Source organism: Pseudomonas sp. GM74, assembly GCF_000282455.1.
In the GTDB taxonomy this organism is placed as follows: Bacteria; Pseudomonadota; Gammaproteobacteria; order Pseudomonadales; family Pseudomonadaceae; genus Aquipseudomonas.
Map to the genome: position 1 here is coordinate 139,723 of NZ_AKJG01000003.1, position 16,129 is coordinate 155,851.

Sequence of the window (16,129 nt, forward strand, 5' to 3'; positions counted from 1 at the left end):
TTATTGGTTTTGGCAGGGTTGTGGATAACGTGCTTTACGCTCCAGATCGTCGAGGTCGATGTGGTTGCGCATGTACTGCTGACTGGCGTCCACCAGCGGCTGGTGATCCCAGCTCTTGAGCTTGCCGAGGGTCAGCGCCTCGGCCACGAAGCGTCGGCGCCGCTGGCTGGTGAGCACCTGTTGGTGAATCGCCGGGATGTTCCATTTGGCCCGCGCTTCGGCGAGAAAATCGTCGAAAATATGGCGAAGTTGCGGCGAATGGCTTAGTTCTTTCAGTTCGTTAGGGTCATTCTGTACGTCGAAGAGCAGGCAAGGGTCGTCTTCGCTGTAGATGAATTTGTAGGCGCCGCGGCGGATCATCATCAACGGGCTGATGGTGCCTTCGGCCATGTATTCGCCGAATACCTCGTCGTGACCGCCCTGCCCTTGCAGATGCGGGACCAGCGACCGGCCGTCCAGCGGCAAGCCCGGTTCCAGCGAGCCACCGGCCAATTCAACAAACGTTGGTAACAGGTCCGCCGTGGAAACACTGGCGCTGACCCGGCCGGCACAGAACTGCCCCGGTGCGCTGATCAGCAGCGGCACCCGTGCGGCCATTTCATACCAGTGCATTTTGTACCAGAGGCCGCGCTCACCGAGCATGTCGCCGTGGTCACCGGAAAACACGATGATGGTGTCATCGATCAGCCCGGTATCTTCGAGGGTTTGCAGGAGTTTGCCGACGTTGCTGTCGATATAGCTGCATGCCCCGAAATAGGCACGGCGGGCATCGCGGATCTTATCCACAGGCAGTGGCTTGTCCCACAGGTCGTAGACCTTGAGCAGACGTTGCGAGTGCGGATCGAGGTCATGCGGGTCCGGGGTTGCAGGCAGCGGAATGTCGGCATCGTCGTACAAATCCCAGAAAGCCTTGGGAATCGTGTACGGATCGTGTGGGTGAGTCATGGAAACGGTCAGGCAGAACGGCTGGTCGCCGTCCTCGCGGATATGGTCGAACAGGTACTGCTGGGCCTTGAACACCACCTCTTCGTCGAAATCCAGCTGATTGGTGCGCACGCACGGGCCGGCTTGCAGCACCGACGACATGTTGTGATACCAGGTAGGGCGCACGTCCGGTTCATCCCAGTTCACCGCCCATCCGTAGTCAGCTGGATAGATGTCACTGGTCAGGCGTTCTTCGTAGCCATGCAGCTGGTCTGGCCCGCAGAAATGCATCTTGCCCGACAGGGCCGTGCGATACCCGAGGCGGCGCAGGTAGTGGGCGTAGGTCGGCACATCGGCGGGGAAATCGGCGGCGTTGTCGTAGGCGCCGATCTTGCTCGGCAACTGGCCGCTGACCAGGGTGAAACGCGATGGCGCGCACAATGGGCTGTTGCAATAAGCCGAGTCGAACACCACGCCTTGTGCGGCGAGGCGGGTCAGATGAGGCAGTTTGATGGGCGATGGGCCGTAGAACGGCAACATTGGCGCGGCCATTTGATCGGCCATGATGAAAAGAATGTTCTTGCGCTTCATGTGATCGCGGCATTCCATAGTGGATGTTTATGCGAGAGTGCTGGCTTCGAGAATGAAACCCCGGCAACTTGTGGTAAAGCCCATGCGCGGCAATGACTAGGATAAGCACAGCTTATGTATGAAGCCCTTGGTGACCTGTCACTGGACCTGCTTCGCGCCTTCGAAGCCGCGGCCCGTCAGCGCAGTTTTACCGCCGCGGCGGTTGAACTGGGCACCACACAACCGGCCATCAGCCAGCAGATCAAGCGCCTGGAAGAACAACTGGCGACACGCCTGTTCGACCGTATTTATCGTGGAATCGAACTGACCGAGGCCGGGCAGATACTTTTTGAGCAGGTTAAGCTCGGATTGCAGAATATCGATGCAGGATTGAGCGCGATCAGCGCACAGCAACAGCATGAAGTGCTGCAGGTGGCCACGGATTTTGCCTTCGCCGCCTATTGGTTGATGCCGCGTCTGCACCGCTTTCACGCGGCCAACCCGCAGGTGGATGTCAGCCTGGTCACCAGTGAACGCAGCCATAACATGCTACGTACCGATATCGATGTGGCGGTATTGTTCGGCGATGGCCGCTTCAAGCAGGGTGAAAGCCATTGGCTGTTCAGCGAGGAAGTGTTTCCGGTGTGCAGCCCGCAGTTGTTGAGAGAGCGTCCCCTGCCCTTGCCGGCCAAGGCATTGCTGGAGTTTCCGTTGCTGCACCTGCGTGGGGAGCACAGCAGTAACTGGTTCGACTGGAGTGGTGTGTTCCGCGAGCTGGGCATCACCTCGCCTCCGGCGCCCGGGCAGTTGCGCTTCGACAACTACACCCTGCTGATTCAGGCGGCGATTGGTGGCCAGGGCGTAGCCATTGGCTGGCGGCACCTTGTGGATAACTTGCTGGCGCAAGGGTTGTTGTGTCGACCGATCGGCGAAACGGTGATGTCGAGGCTGGGTTATTACGTGGTCTTGCCCCAGCGCAAACGACGCGGAGCATTGATCCAGCAGTTTGTGGATTGGTTGATGGCCGAGCAGGCCTGCAGTGCGCAATCGCTCAACGGCCTGACGCTGCCGTCCATTGCGGTTTAGCTGTCGGTTGCGATGAAGTTGACGTGCTGGCCGATGTGCAGGTTCAGCTGTAATTCATCGGCAATGCCCACGGCGGTGCGGGCCAGCCGTCCGAGCGGTTCGGCCAACCCCGGCTCGAGGTTGCCACCGATGTTGGCAAAATGTTCGATGGTCAGCCCCGGCACCCCGCGCGGTTCGTTAACCAGCGTCCACTTCAAAGGACTGCTTTGCAGTGCCTCACGGATTTCCTCGGCGGCATGACGTTGCAAGCTGTTCTCGGTTTCCGGATCGTCCAGCACGTCGAAATCACCCACCAGAAACAATCGGGCGATGTTTGCTGCCTGCATGCCATCGATTAGCGCATCCACTGCCAGCACCTGCTCGACCGGGCCCGGCACGATGTTTTTTTCCACGTGTTCGCTGCTGAACGGTAAACCTGGAGCGTCCAGTAAGCAGATGACCACGGAGCTGCCGGCCACACTCTGCTTGACCCGTTGCGCGTCGAACAGGTCGCCAGTCTTGGTGCGCAGCCCCGGACGGGGTGCCAGCGCATTGAGGTCATCGAGAATCGCGATGACCTCATGCTGGCGCCGCAGCATTTCAGCCATCAGCGCACTGCCCAGGCTACTCATGGCACCATAAAGCACCACTTTCACGACGGGGGTTTCAGCATTTTTCATGGCTGGGCTTCCTGTTATCCAGCGCCTATATGATGTTTGACCTACAGGGAACGGCGAGGGTTCGAACAGCTCTCAGGGGGAGTCAGATGCAGCAGATAACGGGCTATCACGCCCACGTTTATTTCGATGCCAACACGATCGGGCAGGCGCGGGTCTTGTGCGAACAGGCGGCGCAGTTGTTTCCGCTGAAAATGGGCCGTGTGCACGAACGCCCGGTCGGTCCGCATCCGGACTGGAGCTGCCAGTTGGCGTTCGAGCCGCAGGTGCTGGGTGACGTGCTGCCGTGGCTGGCGCTGAACCGCAAGGGCCTGGTGGTGTTCCTGCACCCGAACACCGGCGACGATCTGCTCGACCACACCGAGCACGCGATCTGGATGGGCGCTATTCGTCCGCTGGACCTGACTGTTTTTTGATCAGAGTGTTTCTTCAGCCTCACCGGGCAAGTGTTCGTCCAGATGCAGCCACGGCAAACGGCTGTCGGTCCAGATGTGCCGCTCGGCCGGCGCTTGCTCGGGATGGTCGAGGGTGGCGATGGTCAGGTCGATGCTGTCCGGGCTCAGTTGCGTCACCAGCGCCAGTTGCGCCCCACAGCGGCCGCAGAAATATCGCGCGCAGGTGGATGAAGAGTCGTACCGCGACGGTGTCCCGGCCAGCCATTGAAAGTCAGATGCCGGCACGGTGATCCAGGTGGTCACGATGCCGCCGCTGACCCGTCGGCAAATCGAACAATGGCAGTGGGCGATATCGTGCAGCGGCCCGCTGAATTGATAGCGCAGTTGCCCGCAGTGGCAGCCGCCGGTGTGAATTTTGTTCATGGCATTCCTCCTGATGCGTCATTACTGACGCCTTCGCGAGCAAGCCCGCTCCCACATTGGCTTTGTGTACGACACAGATCCAGTGTGGGAGCGGGCTTGCTCGCGAAGGCCGTAACTCGGTTCACCTTCATGCCCCAGTCCGACGACCGGTTGTACTTCCGGTCAACGCGTTCATCGCCGAAAGCTGGCTGAAAGCTTCCCCGATTAGGATCGCCCCCACTACCGGCAACAGACCGGTTGGCCAATGCCAGCGTTTTATCGCTCGCACAGCCCATTTAACAACAACAATGGTGATTCTGATGTCCTCTTCTATCCGCCGCTTCGCTGCAACTCCGCCCGTACGTCTCGTGCTTCCCGTTCTGCGCTGATCCCACCCGATCCGCCCATTCCCTAGCCGCGCTACGCCTGGAGTATTCCCATGCTGACTTTCCTTGGCTTCGCCATGGTCATCACGTTCATGTTCCTGATCATGACCAAGCGCCTGTCCGCGCTGATCGCCCTGATCATCATCCCGATCATCTTTGCCCTGTTCGGCGGTTTTTCGCCGAAGATCGGCCCGATGATGCTCGAAGGCATCACCAAGCTTGCGCCAACCGGCGTGATGCTGATGTTCGCAATCCTGTACTTCGCCCTGATGATCGACTCCGGCCTGTTCGACCCGGCCGTGCGCAAGATCCTCAAACTGGTCAAGGGCGACCCGCTGAAGGTTTCGGTCGGCACCGCCGTTCTGGCGCTCGTTGTCTCCCTCGATGGTGACGGCGCGACCACTTACATGATCTGCGTGGCCGCCATGCTGCCGCTCTACAGCCGTATCGGCATGAGCCCGCGGATCATGGCCGGCCTGATCATCCTCGCCGGTGGCGTGATGAACATGACCCCATGGGGCGGCCCGACCGCTCGGGCGGCCAGTGCGTTGCATGTGGACCCGTCCGACATCTTCGTACCGATGATTCCTGCGATGCTGGCCGGTGTGGTGGCGATCCTGGTCATTGCCTACTTCTACGGCAAGCGTGAGCGTGCACGCTTGGGTGAACTGCACCTGGTGGGCGATGAAATCGACCACAGTGAAATCAGCGTTTCGCAGTTCCCGGATGCCCGTCGTCCGAAGCTGATCTGGTTCAACGGCGCCCTGACCCTGGCCCTGATGTGTACCCTGATCGCCGGCCTGCTGCCGTTGCCGGTACTGTTCATGGTGGCGTTCAGTATCGCCATGATCGTCAACTATCCTTGCCTGCAACAGCAGAAGGATCGCGTCGCGGCTCACGCCGGTAGCGTGCTGGCCGTGGTCGGGCTGATCTTTGCGGCCGGCATCTTCACCGGTATCCTGACCGGCACCGGGATGGTCGACGCCATGTCGAAAAGCCTGTTGGCAGTGATTCCGGACTTCCTCGGCCCGTACCTGGCGGTGATCACGGCACTGGTAAGCATGCCGTTCACTTTCTTCATGTCGAACGATGCATTTTATTACGGCGTGTTACCGGTTCTTGCCGAAGCCGCCAGCCATTACGGTATAACCGCAGTGGAAATGGCACGTGCCTCGATCGTCGGTCAGCCCGTCCACCTGTTGAGCCCGCTGGTTCCATCGACCTATCTGTTGGTGGCCCTGGCCGGCATCGATTTCGGTGACCACCAGCGCTTCACCCTGAAGTGGGCAGTGCTGGTTTGTATCTGCATACTGATTGCTGCACTGCTGTTGGGGACTTTCCCGGTGTTCAGTACTCTATAAGCCCAAGACTCACCACTTCGGGTCCAGGCTTCGCTGTTCGAAGCCCGGGCCCTTTGTGGTTTAACAATCGCTCAAAGGAATACACATGGAATGGCTGACCAACCCTGAAATCTGGGTTGCCTTCTTCACCCTGACCGCCCTGGAAATCGTCCTGGGTATCGATAACATCATCATGATTTCGATCCTGGTCAGCCGCATGCCCAAACACATGCAGGCGCGCACGCGGATTTTCGGTCTGGCGCTGGCCATGATCACGCGAATCCTGCTTCTGCTGTCGATCACCTGGGTCATGCGCCTGACGGCAGACCTGTTCGTAGTATTCGACCAGGGCATTTCCGGACGCGACCTGATCCTGTTCTTCGGTGGTCTGTTCCTGCTGTGGAAAAGCTCGCAAGAGATGTACCACGCACTGGAAGGTGAAGACGAAAGCAACGAAGAACCTTCGGGCAAGGGCGGCAACTTCCTCTACACCATCGTCCAGATCGCGATCATCGACATCGTGTTCTCCCTGGACTCGGTGATCACCGCAGTCGGCATGGTCTCCCACGTACCGGTCATGGTCGCGGCGATCATCGTGGCGGTACTGGTGATGATGTGGGCATCCGGCACCATCAGTGAGTTCATCGACAAGCACCCATCGCTGAAGATGCTGGCGCTGTCGTTCCTGTTGATCGTCGGTACGGTGCTGATTGCCGAATCCCTGGACGTGCACGTGCCAAAAGGCTACGTCTACTTCGCCATGGCGTTCTCGCTGGCGGTGGAAGCGATCAACATCAAGATGCGCACTGCCATTGCGAAAAAGAAGAAACAGCAGGATCCGGTAAAGCTGCGCAAGGACATTCCGGGCCAGTAACCCGGTAGCACGCAATACCCTGTGGGAGCGGGCTTGCTCGCGAAGGCGTCGTGTCAGACAACATTAATGTCGACTGACACGACGCCTTCGCGAGCAAGCCCGCTCCCACTTTGTTTTTGCGGGTTGCATGAACCGGATTTCATGACAGTTTTGTTTCAATCCCTTTTTTGGCTATGCGATGCTGGCGCGCAGACCGTTAGCCAACTACAGCTTAAGTACAGAACGTAGAACGTCGCGCGGTACCGTCAACTTGCTCCTTTGGGGCGCTACACCACAGGGGGTCTTTATGCTCACCCTGCTCAATTTGCTTTCTGCCGTGGCCCTGTTGATCTGGGGCACGCACATCGTCCGAACCGGCATCCTGCGGGTCTACGGCACCAACTTGCGCCATGTCATCAGCCATAACATGTCCAACCGCTGGCTGGCTTTCCTCTCCGGGATCGCCGTGACGGCGATGGTCCAGAGCAGCAACGCCACCGCCATGCTGGTCACATCCTTTGTCGGCCAGGGCCTGATGGCGCTTACGCCGGCGTTGGTCACCATGCTCGGTGCCGATGTCGGTACGGCCCTGATGGCGCGGGTGCTGACGTTCGATCTGTCGTGGTTGTCGCCCCTGCTGATTTTTGCCGGGGTGATTTTCTTTCTGTCGCGCAAGCAGACCCGACTCGGGCAGATGGGCCGTGTCGCCATTGGCTTGGGGTTGATCATTCTGGCGCTGCAACTGATTGTCGAGGCCGCGCACCCGATTACCCATGCCAAAGGGGTAAAGGTGATTTTCGCCTCGCTCACCGGCGACATCCTGCTCGACGCCCTGGTCGGTGCGCTGTTCGCGATGGTTTCCTATTCCAGCCTGGCCGCTGTGCTGCTGACCGCGACCCTGGCGGGCGCTAATGTAATCAGCCTGCCGGTGGCCATCGGGCTGGTGATCGGTGCCAATATCGGCAGTGGCGTACTCGCCTTCCTCAGCACCAGCATGCAGAACGCCGCCGGGCGCCAAGTGGCGCTGGGCAGCCTGCTGTACAAGCTGATTGGTCTTTTATTGATCATTCCGGTGCTTGATCCGCTGGTGCACTGGCTCGATGGCCTGGATTTCAGTCCTCAGGAAATGGTCATTGGCTTTCACCTGCTCTACAACACCGCGCGTTGCCTGATCCTGCTGCCCAGCGTTGGGCCGATGGCCAGGTTTTGTGCCTGGGTGCTGCCGGAGCGCCCGCTGGCTAACGGTACGGCCAAGCCCCGGCACCTTGACCCCACGGCGTTGGTCACCCCCGGTCTGGCGCTGGCCAACGCGGCCCGGGAAACCCTGCGCATGGGCGACCTGATCGACAACATGCTCGAAGCCATGCTTGACGTGTTGCACGGCAAGCAAACCGCCATCACCCAGGAAATGCGGCGCCTGACCGATGATGTCGAAGCGCTATACAGCGCGATCAAATTGTATCTGGCACAAATGCCCCGGGAAGATCTCAGCGATCAGGACAGCCGACGCTGGGCGGAAATCATCGAACTGGCGATCAACCTGAAACTGGCCAGCGACTTGATTGAACGCATGTTGCGCAAGGTCCAGCAGCAGAAAACCTCGCAGCGTCGGTCGTTTTCCGAAGTCGGGCTGGACGAATTGACCGGGCTGCAAACTCAGTTGATTTCCAACCTGCGGCTCGGGATGTCGGTGTTTCTCAGTGGCGATCCGGAAAGTGCCCGCCAGCTGGTGCGTGAAAAACGTCGTTTCCGTGCACAGGAACGGCGCCTGGCCCACGCTCATGTCAGCCGCTTGCAACTTAAAATCGTGCAAAGTATCGAAACCAGTTCGTTGCACCTGGAGCTGATCGCCGACATGAAGCGTCTCAATTCGTTGTTTTGCAGCAGTGCCTACGTGGTGCTGGAAACATCGGAGACCGGTGCGCTGGTGGTCGACGATTTGAGCGACATCACTCATTCACCCTGAACGTCCACAGTTGCCTGAAGTCTGTTGAACTTACGCTGGTCGTACGGAAGCTTGTTATGCGTTGTCTGTTGTTCGCCTGCCTGTTGCTTGGTTCACTCCCGTCATTCGCCCTGGATCGCTTCCAGGTCGAGGGCTACACGCTGCGCAACGGCTTGCAGTTGCTGCTCAAGCCCGGCACTGACCGCGGGCATGTGGCGATCCGGCTGGTGGTCGGCGTTGGCCTGGACGATTTCAAGTGCGAAGAAAAGGAGCTACCGCATCTGCTGGAACACCTGTTGTTCAGCGGTATCGACGCCAGCGGCGAAGGTGGCCTGGAAGAACGCATGCAGGCTCTGGGTGGTGAGTGGAACGCGTTCACCAGCAATGCCGATACGACGTTCGTCATCGAGGCCCCGGCGAAAAACCAGCGCAAGGTGCTTGACCTGCTGCTGGCGTTGCTGACCCAGACCCGCTTCGACGACAACGCCATCAACGCGGCCAAGCAAGTGGTCGAGCGTGAAGACGGTGGCCACTACTCGCACCTGCAACGCTGGCTCGATCGTCAGGACCTCGGTCACACGGCCAGCAAACAACTGGCCGTGGAGCTGGGCCTCAAATGCCCGGAGCGTGCGCAAGTCGATGACCTGACCCGAGAACAACTGGAGCAGGTGCGCAAGGACTGGTATGCGCCGAACAACATGACCCTGATTGTGGTCGGCGACCTCGACAAGTTGCTGCCGGGCTATCTGGAGCGGGAGTTTGGCGCACTGGAAGCGATCACCCCCGGCGAGCACCCGCCGCTGCCGCAAATCCAGGCCAGCGCCGCCCATGAACGCACCTTGCCCCACGGTCTGGTCGGCAATGGCGCCAAGTTGCACTGGCTGGTGCCGGAGCCGGTACTGGAGGATGGGCACGATGAAACCTTCGATTTGCTCAAGGACTATCTGGATTGGGCGCTCTATCGCCAGTTACGCCTGGCTCACGGTTTGTCCTACGGCCCGTGGGCCGAACGCGAGGTGTTCGGCGGCGTGGGTTTCATGAGCCTCAATGCCGACCTTGAGCGCGACGACGTGGCCGATGCCGAACAAGTACTCGAGGACCTGAAGGCCGGACTGCTCAAGGACGGCCTCAATGCCGACACCTTCAACCGCCTCAAGCAGGCTGCGATTGCCCGCCAGGCCTGGGCCGTACAAGGCAACAGCGCGTTGGCCGACTACTACTGGAGCGCCATCGGCAACTACGAGGACGGTCGCTTCACCAACCCGGTCCGGGAGCTGCAAGGGGTGACCCTGGAAGAGGCGAACAAGGCCGTGCTTGAATTGCTCCTGCAACCGGGGTATTTGCGGGTCGAGAAGCCGTTGTTCAGTTATGACCAGTTGATGTGGTTGGTGGTCGGGGTGCTGGGTTTACTGGTGTTAAGTCTGGTGGCGTGGCGTTTTGTTCGCGCAAGGTAAGCATTCCTTGTAGGAGCGTGGTGTAACTGATCGTGAGCCCTCGCCACAAGGCCGCACCAGCGGTACCCTGTCGAGGTTTTTTTCCTATGAAGACTGTGAAACCGCCGAATGCAAAACCTGACCCTTTTCGTACAGCGCATCCTCGAATTGATGAAGCGCTACCCTGGGGTCATTGCGCTCTGTGGTTTCATCTCCGGGGTGGGCAGTTTCATTCTGGTCGATCGCCAGCAAGGCCTGGCGAGCTGGATTACCACCATCATGCTGATCAGCTGGATCTGGCTGATGCTGGAAAACAGCCTGACCAAGCTGTTCACGCGCATCTTCAAGCGCGAAATTCCGGAACCGTTGCTGCGTTACGCAACGCAGATGATCCATCAGGAAAGCCTGTTCTTTGTCCTGCCGTTCTTTTTCATCACCACGACCTGGAACAGCGGCCAGCTGATTTTCACCGGGCTGCTGGGTGTCGCGGCGCTGATTTCGATCATCGACCCGCTTTACTACAAGTGGCTGGCTCCCCGGCGCTGGGCGTTTCTGGCCCTGCACACCCTGACCCTGTTCGCCGCGCTGCTCACTGCATTGCCGGTGATCATGCACCTGACCACCGCGCAAAGTTTCAAATGGGCACTGGGTATCTCGGTGCTGTTGTCGTTCCCGAGCCTGGCGTCGATCTTCCCGATTCGTACCCTGCGCAGTGCGCTGGCGATCTTGAGTATCACCCTGGGCATCGGCACCTTTGGCTGGGCGCTGCGCTCGTGGGTGCCGCCGGCGACGCTGTGGATGACCGATGTGGCCATCAGCACGCAGATGCAGGACCGCACGCCAGGTGCCAGCCTCGACGAAGTCAGCGCCGAGCAGATTCGCAATGGCGGGCTCTACGCCTACACCGCGATCAATGCCCCGCGTGGCCTGGACGAACGGATTTATCACGTCTGGCAGTTCAACGGTAAAGAGGTCGACCGCATCCCCCTGGATATTCGTGGCGGGCGCAAGGAAGGTTACCGGGCCTGGACCCACAAGCAGAACTTCCCGGGCAATCCGGCCGGCAAATGGCAGGTTCGGGTGCTGACCGAAGATGGTCAGGTGATCGGCGTGCTGCGTTTCAAAGTCACGGACAGCACAGCGATCAAAGAAAAGTAATCCGGTTCGTGCTATTACGTAAATCTGCGTAATCACTGAACAAGCACGGAGCTTATGATCAGCAGCACGATAGCCGGCAACGCCCGATTGGACACGTCGATTGCCCCTGCGCGGTTGCGGGTGACGGGCGACTGGACGCTTGCCCATTACGCTGACCTCAAGCTGTTGAGCGAAAAACTCCACGGCCAGTACGACGCCAACACCCCCATCGACCTCAATGGCCTCGGTGCCCTCGACACCGCCGGCGCCTCGCTGTTGGTCGAGCTGCTCGGCTCCGAGCGCCTCGGCCGCTCCGCCGAACACCCGGATTGCACACTCTCCGCCGCCGATCGGGCGTTACTGCAAACCGTCTACTGCTCGTTGACCGATTTCTGTGTACCGATCAAGGAACCGGAAGTCAGCGTTGCCATTCAGTTGCTGACCCGCATTGGCCGCGCGGTGGACACCGTCTGGCAGGACACCCTGCAACTGCTGGGTTTCGTTGGCCTGATCATCGAAACCATCGTCCGCGGCCTGTTCCGTCCCAAGCGCTGGCGCGTCACGCCCATGATTGCCCACATCGAACAGACCGGTCTCGACGCCGCCCCCATCGTTGCGTTGCTGACTTTTCTGGTGGGCGCCGTGGTGGCGTTCCTCGGGTCGACGGTGCTGGCCACTTTCGGCGCCACGGTCTTCACCGTGGACCTGGTGGGATTTGCCTTCCTGCGCGAATTCGGTGTGTTGCTGACCGCGATCCTGATGGCCGGGCGCACCGCCAGTGCGTTCACGGCGCAAATCGGTTCGATGAAGGCCAACGAGGAAATCGACGCCATCCGCACCCTGGGCCTCGACCCCGTGGAGTTGCTGGTGGTGCCGCGGGTCCTGGCGTTGCTGATCGCCCTGCCGATGCTGACCTTCCTGGCGATGCTGTCGGGGATTATCGGCGGTGCCGTGGTCTGCGCGGTGGCACTGGATATCTCGCCGGCGATGTTCCTGTCGCTGCTGCAAACGGACATCGGCGTTCAGCACTTTCTGGTAGGGATCGTCAAAGCGCCGGTGTTCGCCTTCCTCATTGCCGCCATCGGTTGTCTTGAAGGCTTCAAGGTCAGTGGCAGCGCTGAGTCTGTGGGCGCGCACACCACGTCGAGTGTGGTGCAGTCGATTTTCGTGGTGATCGTGATGGATGCGATCGCCGCGATGTTTTTCATGGAGATGGGTTGGTGAGTCGTATCCCCCGAGCGCCCTCCGAGGCGGTGATTGAAGTCCGAGGGTTGTGCAACCGCTTTGGAAGCCAGAGCGTGCACGAGAACCTCGACCTGGATTTGTACAAGGGTGAAATCCTTGCCGTGGTTGGGGGCTCCGGCAGCGGCAAATCGGTGCTGCTGCGCAGCATTGTCGGGTTGCGTCAGCCCAGCGAAGGGGTGGTGAAAGTCTTCGGCAAGAACCTGCCAACCTTGCCGGAGCACGAGCGCTCGCTGGTGGAGCGGCGATTCGGCGTGCTGTTCCAGAAAGGCGCGCTGTTCTCTTCGCTGACCGTGACCGAGAACGTCGCCCTGCCGCTGATCGAACATGCCGGCTTGAGCCGCAGCGACGCCGAGCACCTCGCGGCAGTGAAAATGGCCCTGGCCGGGTTGCCGTTGTCGGCGGCGGAGAAGTACCCCGCGTCGCTGTCCGGCGGCATGATCAAGCGCGCCGCCCTGGCCCGGGCATTGGCGCTGGACCCGGACATCCTGTTTCTTGACGAGCCCACCGCCGGTCTCGACCCGATCGGCGCTGCTGCGTTCGACCAACTGATCCTGACCCTGCGCGATGCTTTAGGCCTGAGTGTCTTTCTGGTGACCCACGACCTCGACACGCTCTACACCATCACCGACCGGGTGGCGGTGCTGGCGCAGAAAAAAGTGCTGGTGGCAGACGCCATCGACAAGGTGTCGGAGACCAACGACGCGTGGATTCACGAATACTTCCATGGCCCTCGCGGCCGCGCGGCATTGACGGCCGCCCAACAGCTCAAAGAGGTCTGACATGGAAACCCGAGCCCATCATGTATTGATCGGCCTGTTCACCGTGATTGTGGTGACGGCTGCGCTGTTGTTCGGCCTGTGGCTGGCCAAGTCCAGTGTCGACACCGAGTTCAAGGACTACGAAGTCGTGTTCAACGAGGCGGTCAGCGGATTGTCCAAGGGCAGTTCGGTGCAGTACAGCGGGATCAAGGTCGGCGACGTGATTTCGCTGCGCCTGGACCCGAAAGACCCGCGCCGGGTGCTGGCGCGAATTCGCCTGGCCGGCGATACCCCGGTCAAGGAAGACACCCAGGCCAAACTGGCCCTGACCGGTGTCACCGGGACCTCGATCATCCAGCTCAGCGGCGGCACGCCACAGAGCCCGACGCTCAAGGGCAAGGACGGCAACCTGCCGACCATTGTCGCCTCGCCCTCGCCCATCGCCCGCCTGCTCAATGACAGCGAAGATCTGATGGCCGGGGTGACCACGCTGATGCATAACGCCAACCTGATGTTCTCTACGGAAAACATCGAACGCATCAGCAATACCCTGGAGCACCTGGAGCAAACCACCGGGACCATTGCCGAGCAGCGCGGCGATATTCGCCAGGCCATGCAGCAACTGACCTCGGTCGGCAAGCAGGCCAACACCATGCTGGAGCAGACCACGGCGCTGATGCGCAATGCCAACGGGCTGCTCAATGAGCATGGCAAGGAAGCGCTGGGCAGCGCCGAGCAAGCGATGAAGTCGCTGCAGGAAAGCAGCGCCACCCTCAACAAACTGATCACCGCCAATCAGGATTCGCTCAACAGCGGCATGCAAGGCCTCAGTGGCCTGGGCCCGGCCGTACACGAGATGCGCGAAACCCTGTCCTCGCTGCGCGCAATTACCAAACGCCTGGAGGCCAACCCCAGCGGTTACCTGCTGGGCGGTGACAAGACCAAGGAATTCACACCATGAAGCTGATTCGGATTGCCCTTTTCACTGGCTTCACGTTGATCAGTTCGTGCTCGATCCTGCCCAAGCCAGAGCCCTTCGAGGTCTATCGATTGCCGTCGGCCCAGAGCGCATCGACCAGCCATGGCATGCCGCAGCGCTGGTCGCTGCGCCTGAGCAAATTCCAGTCCAGCGAAGCGTTGAACAGTCCGAACATTGCAGTGATTCCTCAAGGCGATGTGCTCAGTCACTACAAGGGTTCACGCTGGAGCGACCCGGCGCCGGTACTGGTACGCAATCGCCTGCTGGAAGGTTTCCAGCATGACGGACGGGTGCCGTTGTTGAGCACCGATGACAGCATTTTCCAGACCGATCTTGAATTGGGCGGCAGCCTGCAGGCGTTCCAGACTGAATACCAGGGCACGAGTGCCAGCGCGGTCGTGCGTCTGGATGCATTGCTGGTGCGCAGTTACGACCAGCGCATCCTCGCCAGCCGCCGCTTTGAAGTGCGCCAGCCTTTGAGCAATGTGCAGGTTCCGGCGGTGGTGGTCGGGTTCGGTCAGGCGAATGATCAGTTGACCGCGCAGGTGGTGAACTGGGCGGTGGAGCAAGGACAGAAATTGGCGCCACCACCAAGACCTTAAGGTAAGAACACAGCCCCCCTGTGGGAGCGGGCTTGCTCGCGAAGGCGGCGTATCAGGCAACATTAATGTCGACTGACACTCCCTCTTCGCGAGCAAGCCCGCTCCCACAGTTGATTTGTGTCGGCTGTATCAGCGCTGCAAAAACGCCTGATGCAACTCAGCCAGCGTTTCAAAGTGATACGCCGGCGCTTCGGCGCTCAACTCTTCATGGCTGCCGAACCCGTAACCCACCGCCGCCGCGTCCAGGCCGTTGCTGCGTGCCCCGATCAAATCGTGCTTGCGGTCGCCGATCATCAGGGTGGTGGCCGGGTCCAGGTTTTCTTCGGCCATCAGGTGAGCGATCAGCTCGACCTTGTTGGTTCGGGTGCCATCCAGTTCGCTGCCGTAAATCACCTTGAAGTGTTTGGCAAAGTCGAAATGCCGGGCGATTTCACGGGCGAACACCCAGGGTTTCGAGGTGGCAATGTACAGCTGCCGCCCTTGTCCGCCCAGGGTTTCCAGCAGCGGTGTGACACCATCGAACACGCGGTTTTCGTAGAGGCCGGTGACCTTGAAGCGCTCGCGATAGAAATTCACCGCCTCCCAGGCCCTGGCTTCATCGAAGTCATAGAACTGCATGAACGCCTGCAACAGCGGCGGGCCGATGAAGTGTTCGAGTTTGGCCAGGTTCGGCTCATCGATACCCAGTTTGCCCAGGGCGAACTGGATCGAACGGGTGATGCCCTCACGTGGATCGGTGAGGGTGCCATCGAGGTCGAACAAAACGGTTTGGTAATGCATGTCGAATCCTGAATAAGGGGGCCGGGTCAAAGCTGGTCGTAGCCTTCGGCCAGATGCAGGTCCTTGAGCTTCACGTAATTCGCCGCGCTGTAGGTGAAAAAGGCCCGTTCCTTGTCCGTCAGCGGGCGGATCTGCTTCACCGGGCTGCCCACATACAGGAAGCCACTTTGCAGATGCTTGCCCGGCGGCACCAGGCTGCCGGCGCCGATGATCACGTCATCGTCGACCACCGCACCGTCCATGACGATGCTGCCCATGCCGATCAACACCCGGCTGCCTATCGAACAACCATGCAGCATGACCTTGTGGGCGATGGTCACGTCATCGCCGATCAGCAGTGGAAAACCGTCGGAGTTGAACGGCCCTGCGTGGGTGATGTGCAACACGCAGCCATCCTGCACGCTGGTGCGCGCGCCAATGCGGATTCGGTGCATGTCGCCACGGATCACGGTCAGCGGCCAGACCGAGCTGTCTTCGCCAATTTCAACATCGCCGATCACCACTGCCGAGCCGTCGACAAAAGCGCCTTTACCCAACAGCGGCGTGTGGTTCTGATAGTTGCGAAGGTTCACGATAGGGTTTCTCTCTGTTGCTGATAGCTGCGGTGAACGTCGATTGTAATTAAGATGGCTACATGT

Annotated in this window: 16 protein-coding genes; 11 read left to right on the forward strand and 5 right to left on the reverse strand. The window is 60.1% G+C overall.

Going from position 1 to position 16,129, the window contains the following annotated elements; genetic code table 11:
• On the reverse strand, positions 1 to 1,515 hold the full coding sequence (gene betC, locus PMI34_RS25840) for a choline-sulfatase (RefSeq protein WP_008045752.1): 1,515 nt from the start codon (positions 1,513 to 1,515) through the stop codon (positions 1 to 3).
• 114 nt (positions 1,516 to 1,629) lie between these two features.
• Between betC and PMI34_RS25835 the strand changes: the two genes are divergently transcribed.
• A complete protein-coding gene (locus PMI34_RS25835; RefSeq protein ID WP_008045753.1) occupies positions 1,630 to 2,580 on the forward strand; it encodes a choline sulfate utilization transcriptional regulator in 951 nt (316 codons plus the stop codon).
• Here PMI34_RS25835 and PMI34_RS25830 read toward each other — a convergent pair.
• Positions 2,577 to 3,239, reverse strand: coding sequence for an NAD(P)-dependent oxidoreductase (locus PMI34_RS25830; protein ID WP_008045754.1), 663 nt, complete (start codon positions 3,237 to 3,239; stop codon positions 2,577 to 2,579). The genes PMI34_RS25835 and PMI34_RS25830 overlap by 4 nt on opposite strands.
• Positions 3,240 to 3,325: 86 nt before the next feature.
• Here PMI34_RS25830 and PMI34_RS25825 point away from each other — a divergent pair, with 86 nt between their 5' ends.
• Positions 3,326 to 3,652 carry a DOPA 4,5-dioxygenase family protein gene (locus tag PMI34_RS25825; RefSeq protein WP_008045755.1) on the forward strand — a complete coding sequence of 109 codons (327 nt, stop codon included), beginning with the start codon at positions 3,326 to 3,328 and terminating at the stop codon, positions 3,650 to 3,652.
• On the opposite strand, the gene PMI34_RS25820 is transcribed toward PMI34_RS25825, so the two are convergent.
• Positions 3,653 to 4,054, reverse strand: coding sequence for a GFA family protein (locus PMI34_RS25820; RefSeq protein WP_008045756.1), 402 nt, complete (start codon positions 4,052 to 4,054; stop codon positions 3,653 to 3,655).
• A 418-nt stretch (positions 4,055 to 4,472) separates the two neighbouring features.
• Between PMI34_RS25820 and PMI34_RS25815 the strand changes: the two genes are divergently transcribed.
• The 9 genes from PMI34_RS25815 (at position 4,473) to PMI34_RS25775 (ending at position 14,711) form a co-directional block, all read left to right on the forward strand.
• Positions 4,473 to 5,780: a CitMHS family transporter gene (locus PMI34_RS25815; RefSeq protein WP_008045759.1), complete on the forward strand. Its 1,308-nt coding sequence runs from the start codon at positions 4,473 to 4,475 to the stop codon at positions 5,778 to 5,780.
• An 85-nt stretch (positions 5,781 to 5,865) separates the two neighbouring features.
• The gene (locus PMI34_RS25810; RefSeq protein ID WP_008045761.1) at positions 5,866 to 6,633 is read left to right on the forward strand and encodes a TerC family protein; all 768 of its coding nucleotides are present in this window, start codon (positions 5,866 to 5,868) and stop codon (positions 6,631 to 6,633) included.
• Positions 6,634 to 6,919: 286 nt separating this feature from the next.
• Positions 6,920 to 8,578, forward strand: a complete 1,659-nt coding sequence (locus tag PMI34_RS25805) for a Na/Pi cotransporter family protein (protein ID WP_008045763.1) — start codon at positions 6,920 to 6,922, stop codon at positions 8,576 to 8,578.
• Positions 8,579 to 8,634: 56 nt separating this feature from the next.
• Entirely contained in the window at positions 8,635 to 10,011 is a 1,377-nt protein-coding gene (locus PMI34_RS25800) for a M16 family metallopeptidase (RefSeq protein ID WP_008045766.1), read from the forward strand.
• A gap of 108 nt (positions 10,012 to 10,119) precedes the next feature.
• Positions 10,120 to 11,148: a DUF5924 family protein gene (locus tag PMI34_RS25795; RefSeq protein WP_008045767.1), complete on the forward strand. Its 1,029-nt coding sequence runs from the start codon at positions 10,120 to 10,122 to the stop codon at positions 11,146 to 11,148.
• A gap of 54 nt (positions 11,149 to 11,202) precedes the next feature.
• A complete protein-coding gene (locus PMI34_RS25790; RefSeq protein ID WP_008045769.1) occupies positions 11,203 to 12,351 on the forward strand; it encodes an ABC transporter permease in 1,149 nt (382 codons plus the stop codon).
• On the forward strand, positions 12,348 to 13,151 hold the full coding sequence (locus tag PMI34_RS25785; protein WP_008045771.1) for an ABC transporter ATP-binding protein: 804 nt from the start codon (positions 12,348 to 12,350) through the stop codon (positions 13,149 to 13,151). Before PMI34_RS25790 ends, PMI34_RS25785 begins: the two co-directional genes overlap by 4 nt.
• A gap of 1 nt (position 13,152) precedes the next feature.
• Positions 13,153 to 14,091 carry an MlaD family protein gene (locus tag PMI34_RS25780; RefSeq protein WP_008045773.1) on the forward strand — a complete coding sequence of 313 codons (939 nt, stop codon included), beginning with the start codon at positions 13,153 to 13,155 and terminating at the stop codon, positions 14,089 to 14,091.
• Positions 14,088 to 14,711, forward strand: a complete 624-nt coding sequence (locus PMI34_RS25775; RefSeq protein WP_008045774.1) for an ABC-type transport auxiliary lipoprotein family protein — start codon at positions 14,088 to 14,090, stop codon at positions 14,709 to 14,711. The genes PMI34_RS25780 and PMI34_RS25775 overlap by 4 nt, the downstream gene beginning before the upstream one ends.
• A gap of 129 nt (positions 14,712 to 14,840) precedes the next feature.
• On the opposite strand, the gene PMI34_RS25770 is transcribed toward PMI34_RS25775, so the two are convergent.
• Positions 14,841 to 15,491 (reverse strand): HAD family hydrolase, encoded by a 651-nt coding sequence (locus tag PMI34_RS25770; protein WP_008045775.1) that lies wholly within the window; start codon positions 15,489 to 15,491, stop codon positions 14,841 to 14,843.
• A 26-nt stretch (positions 15,492 to 15,517) separates the two neighbouring features.
• Positions 15,518 to 16,063, reverse strand: coding sequence for a gamma carbonic anhydrase family protein (locus PMI34_RS25765; RefSeq protein ID WP_008045776.1), 546 nt, complete (start codon positions 16,061 to 16,063; stop codon positions 15,518 to 15,520).
• Positions 16,064 to 16,129 lie beyond the last annotated feature (66 nt).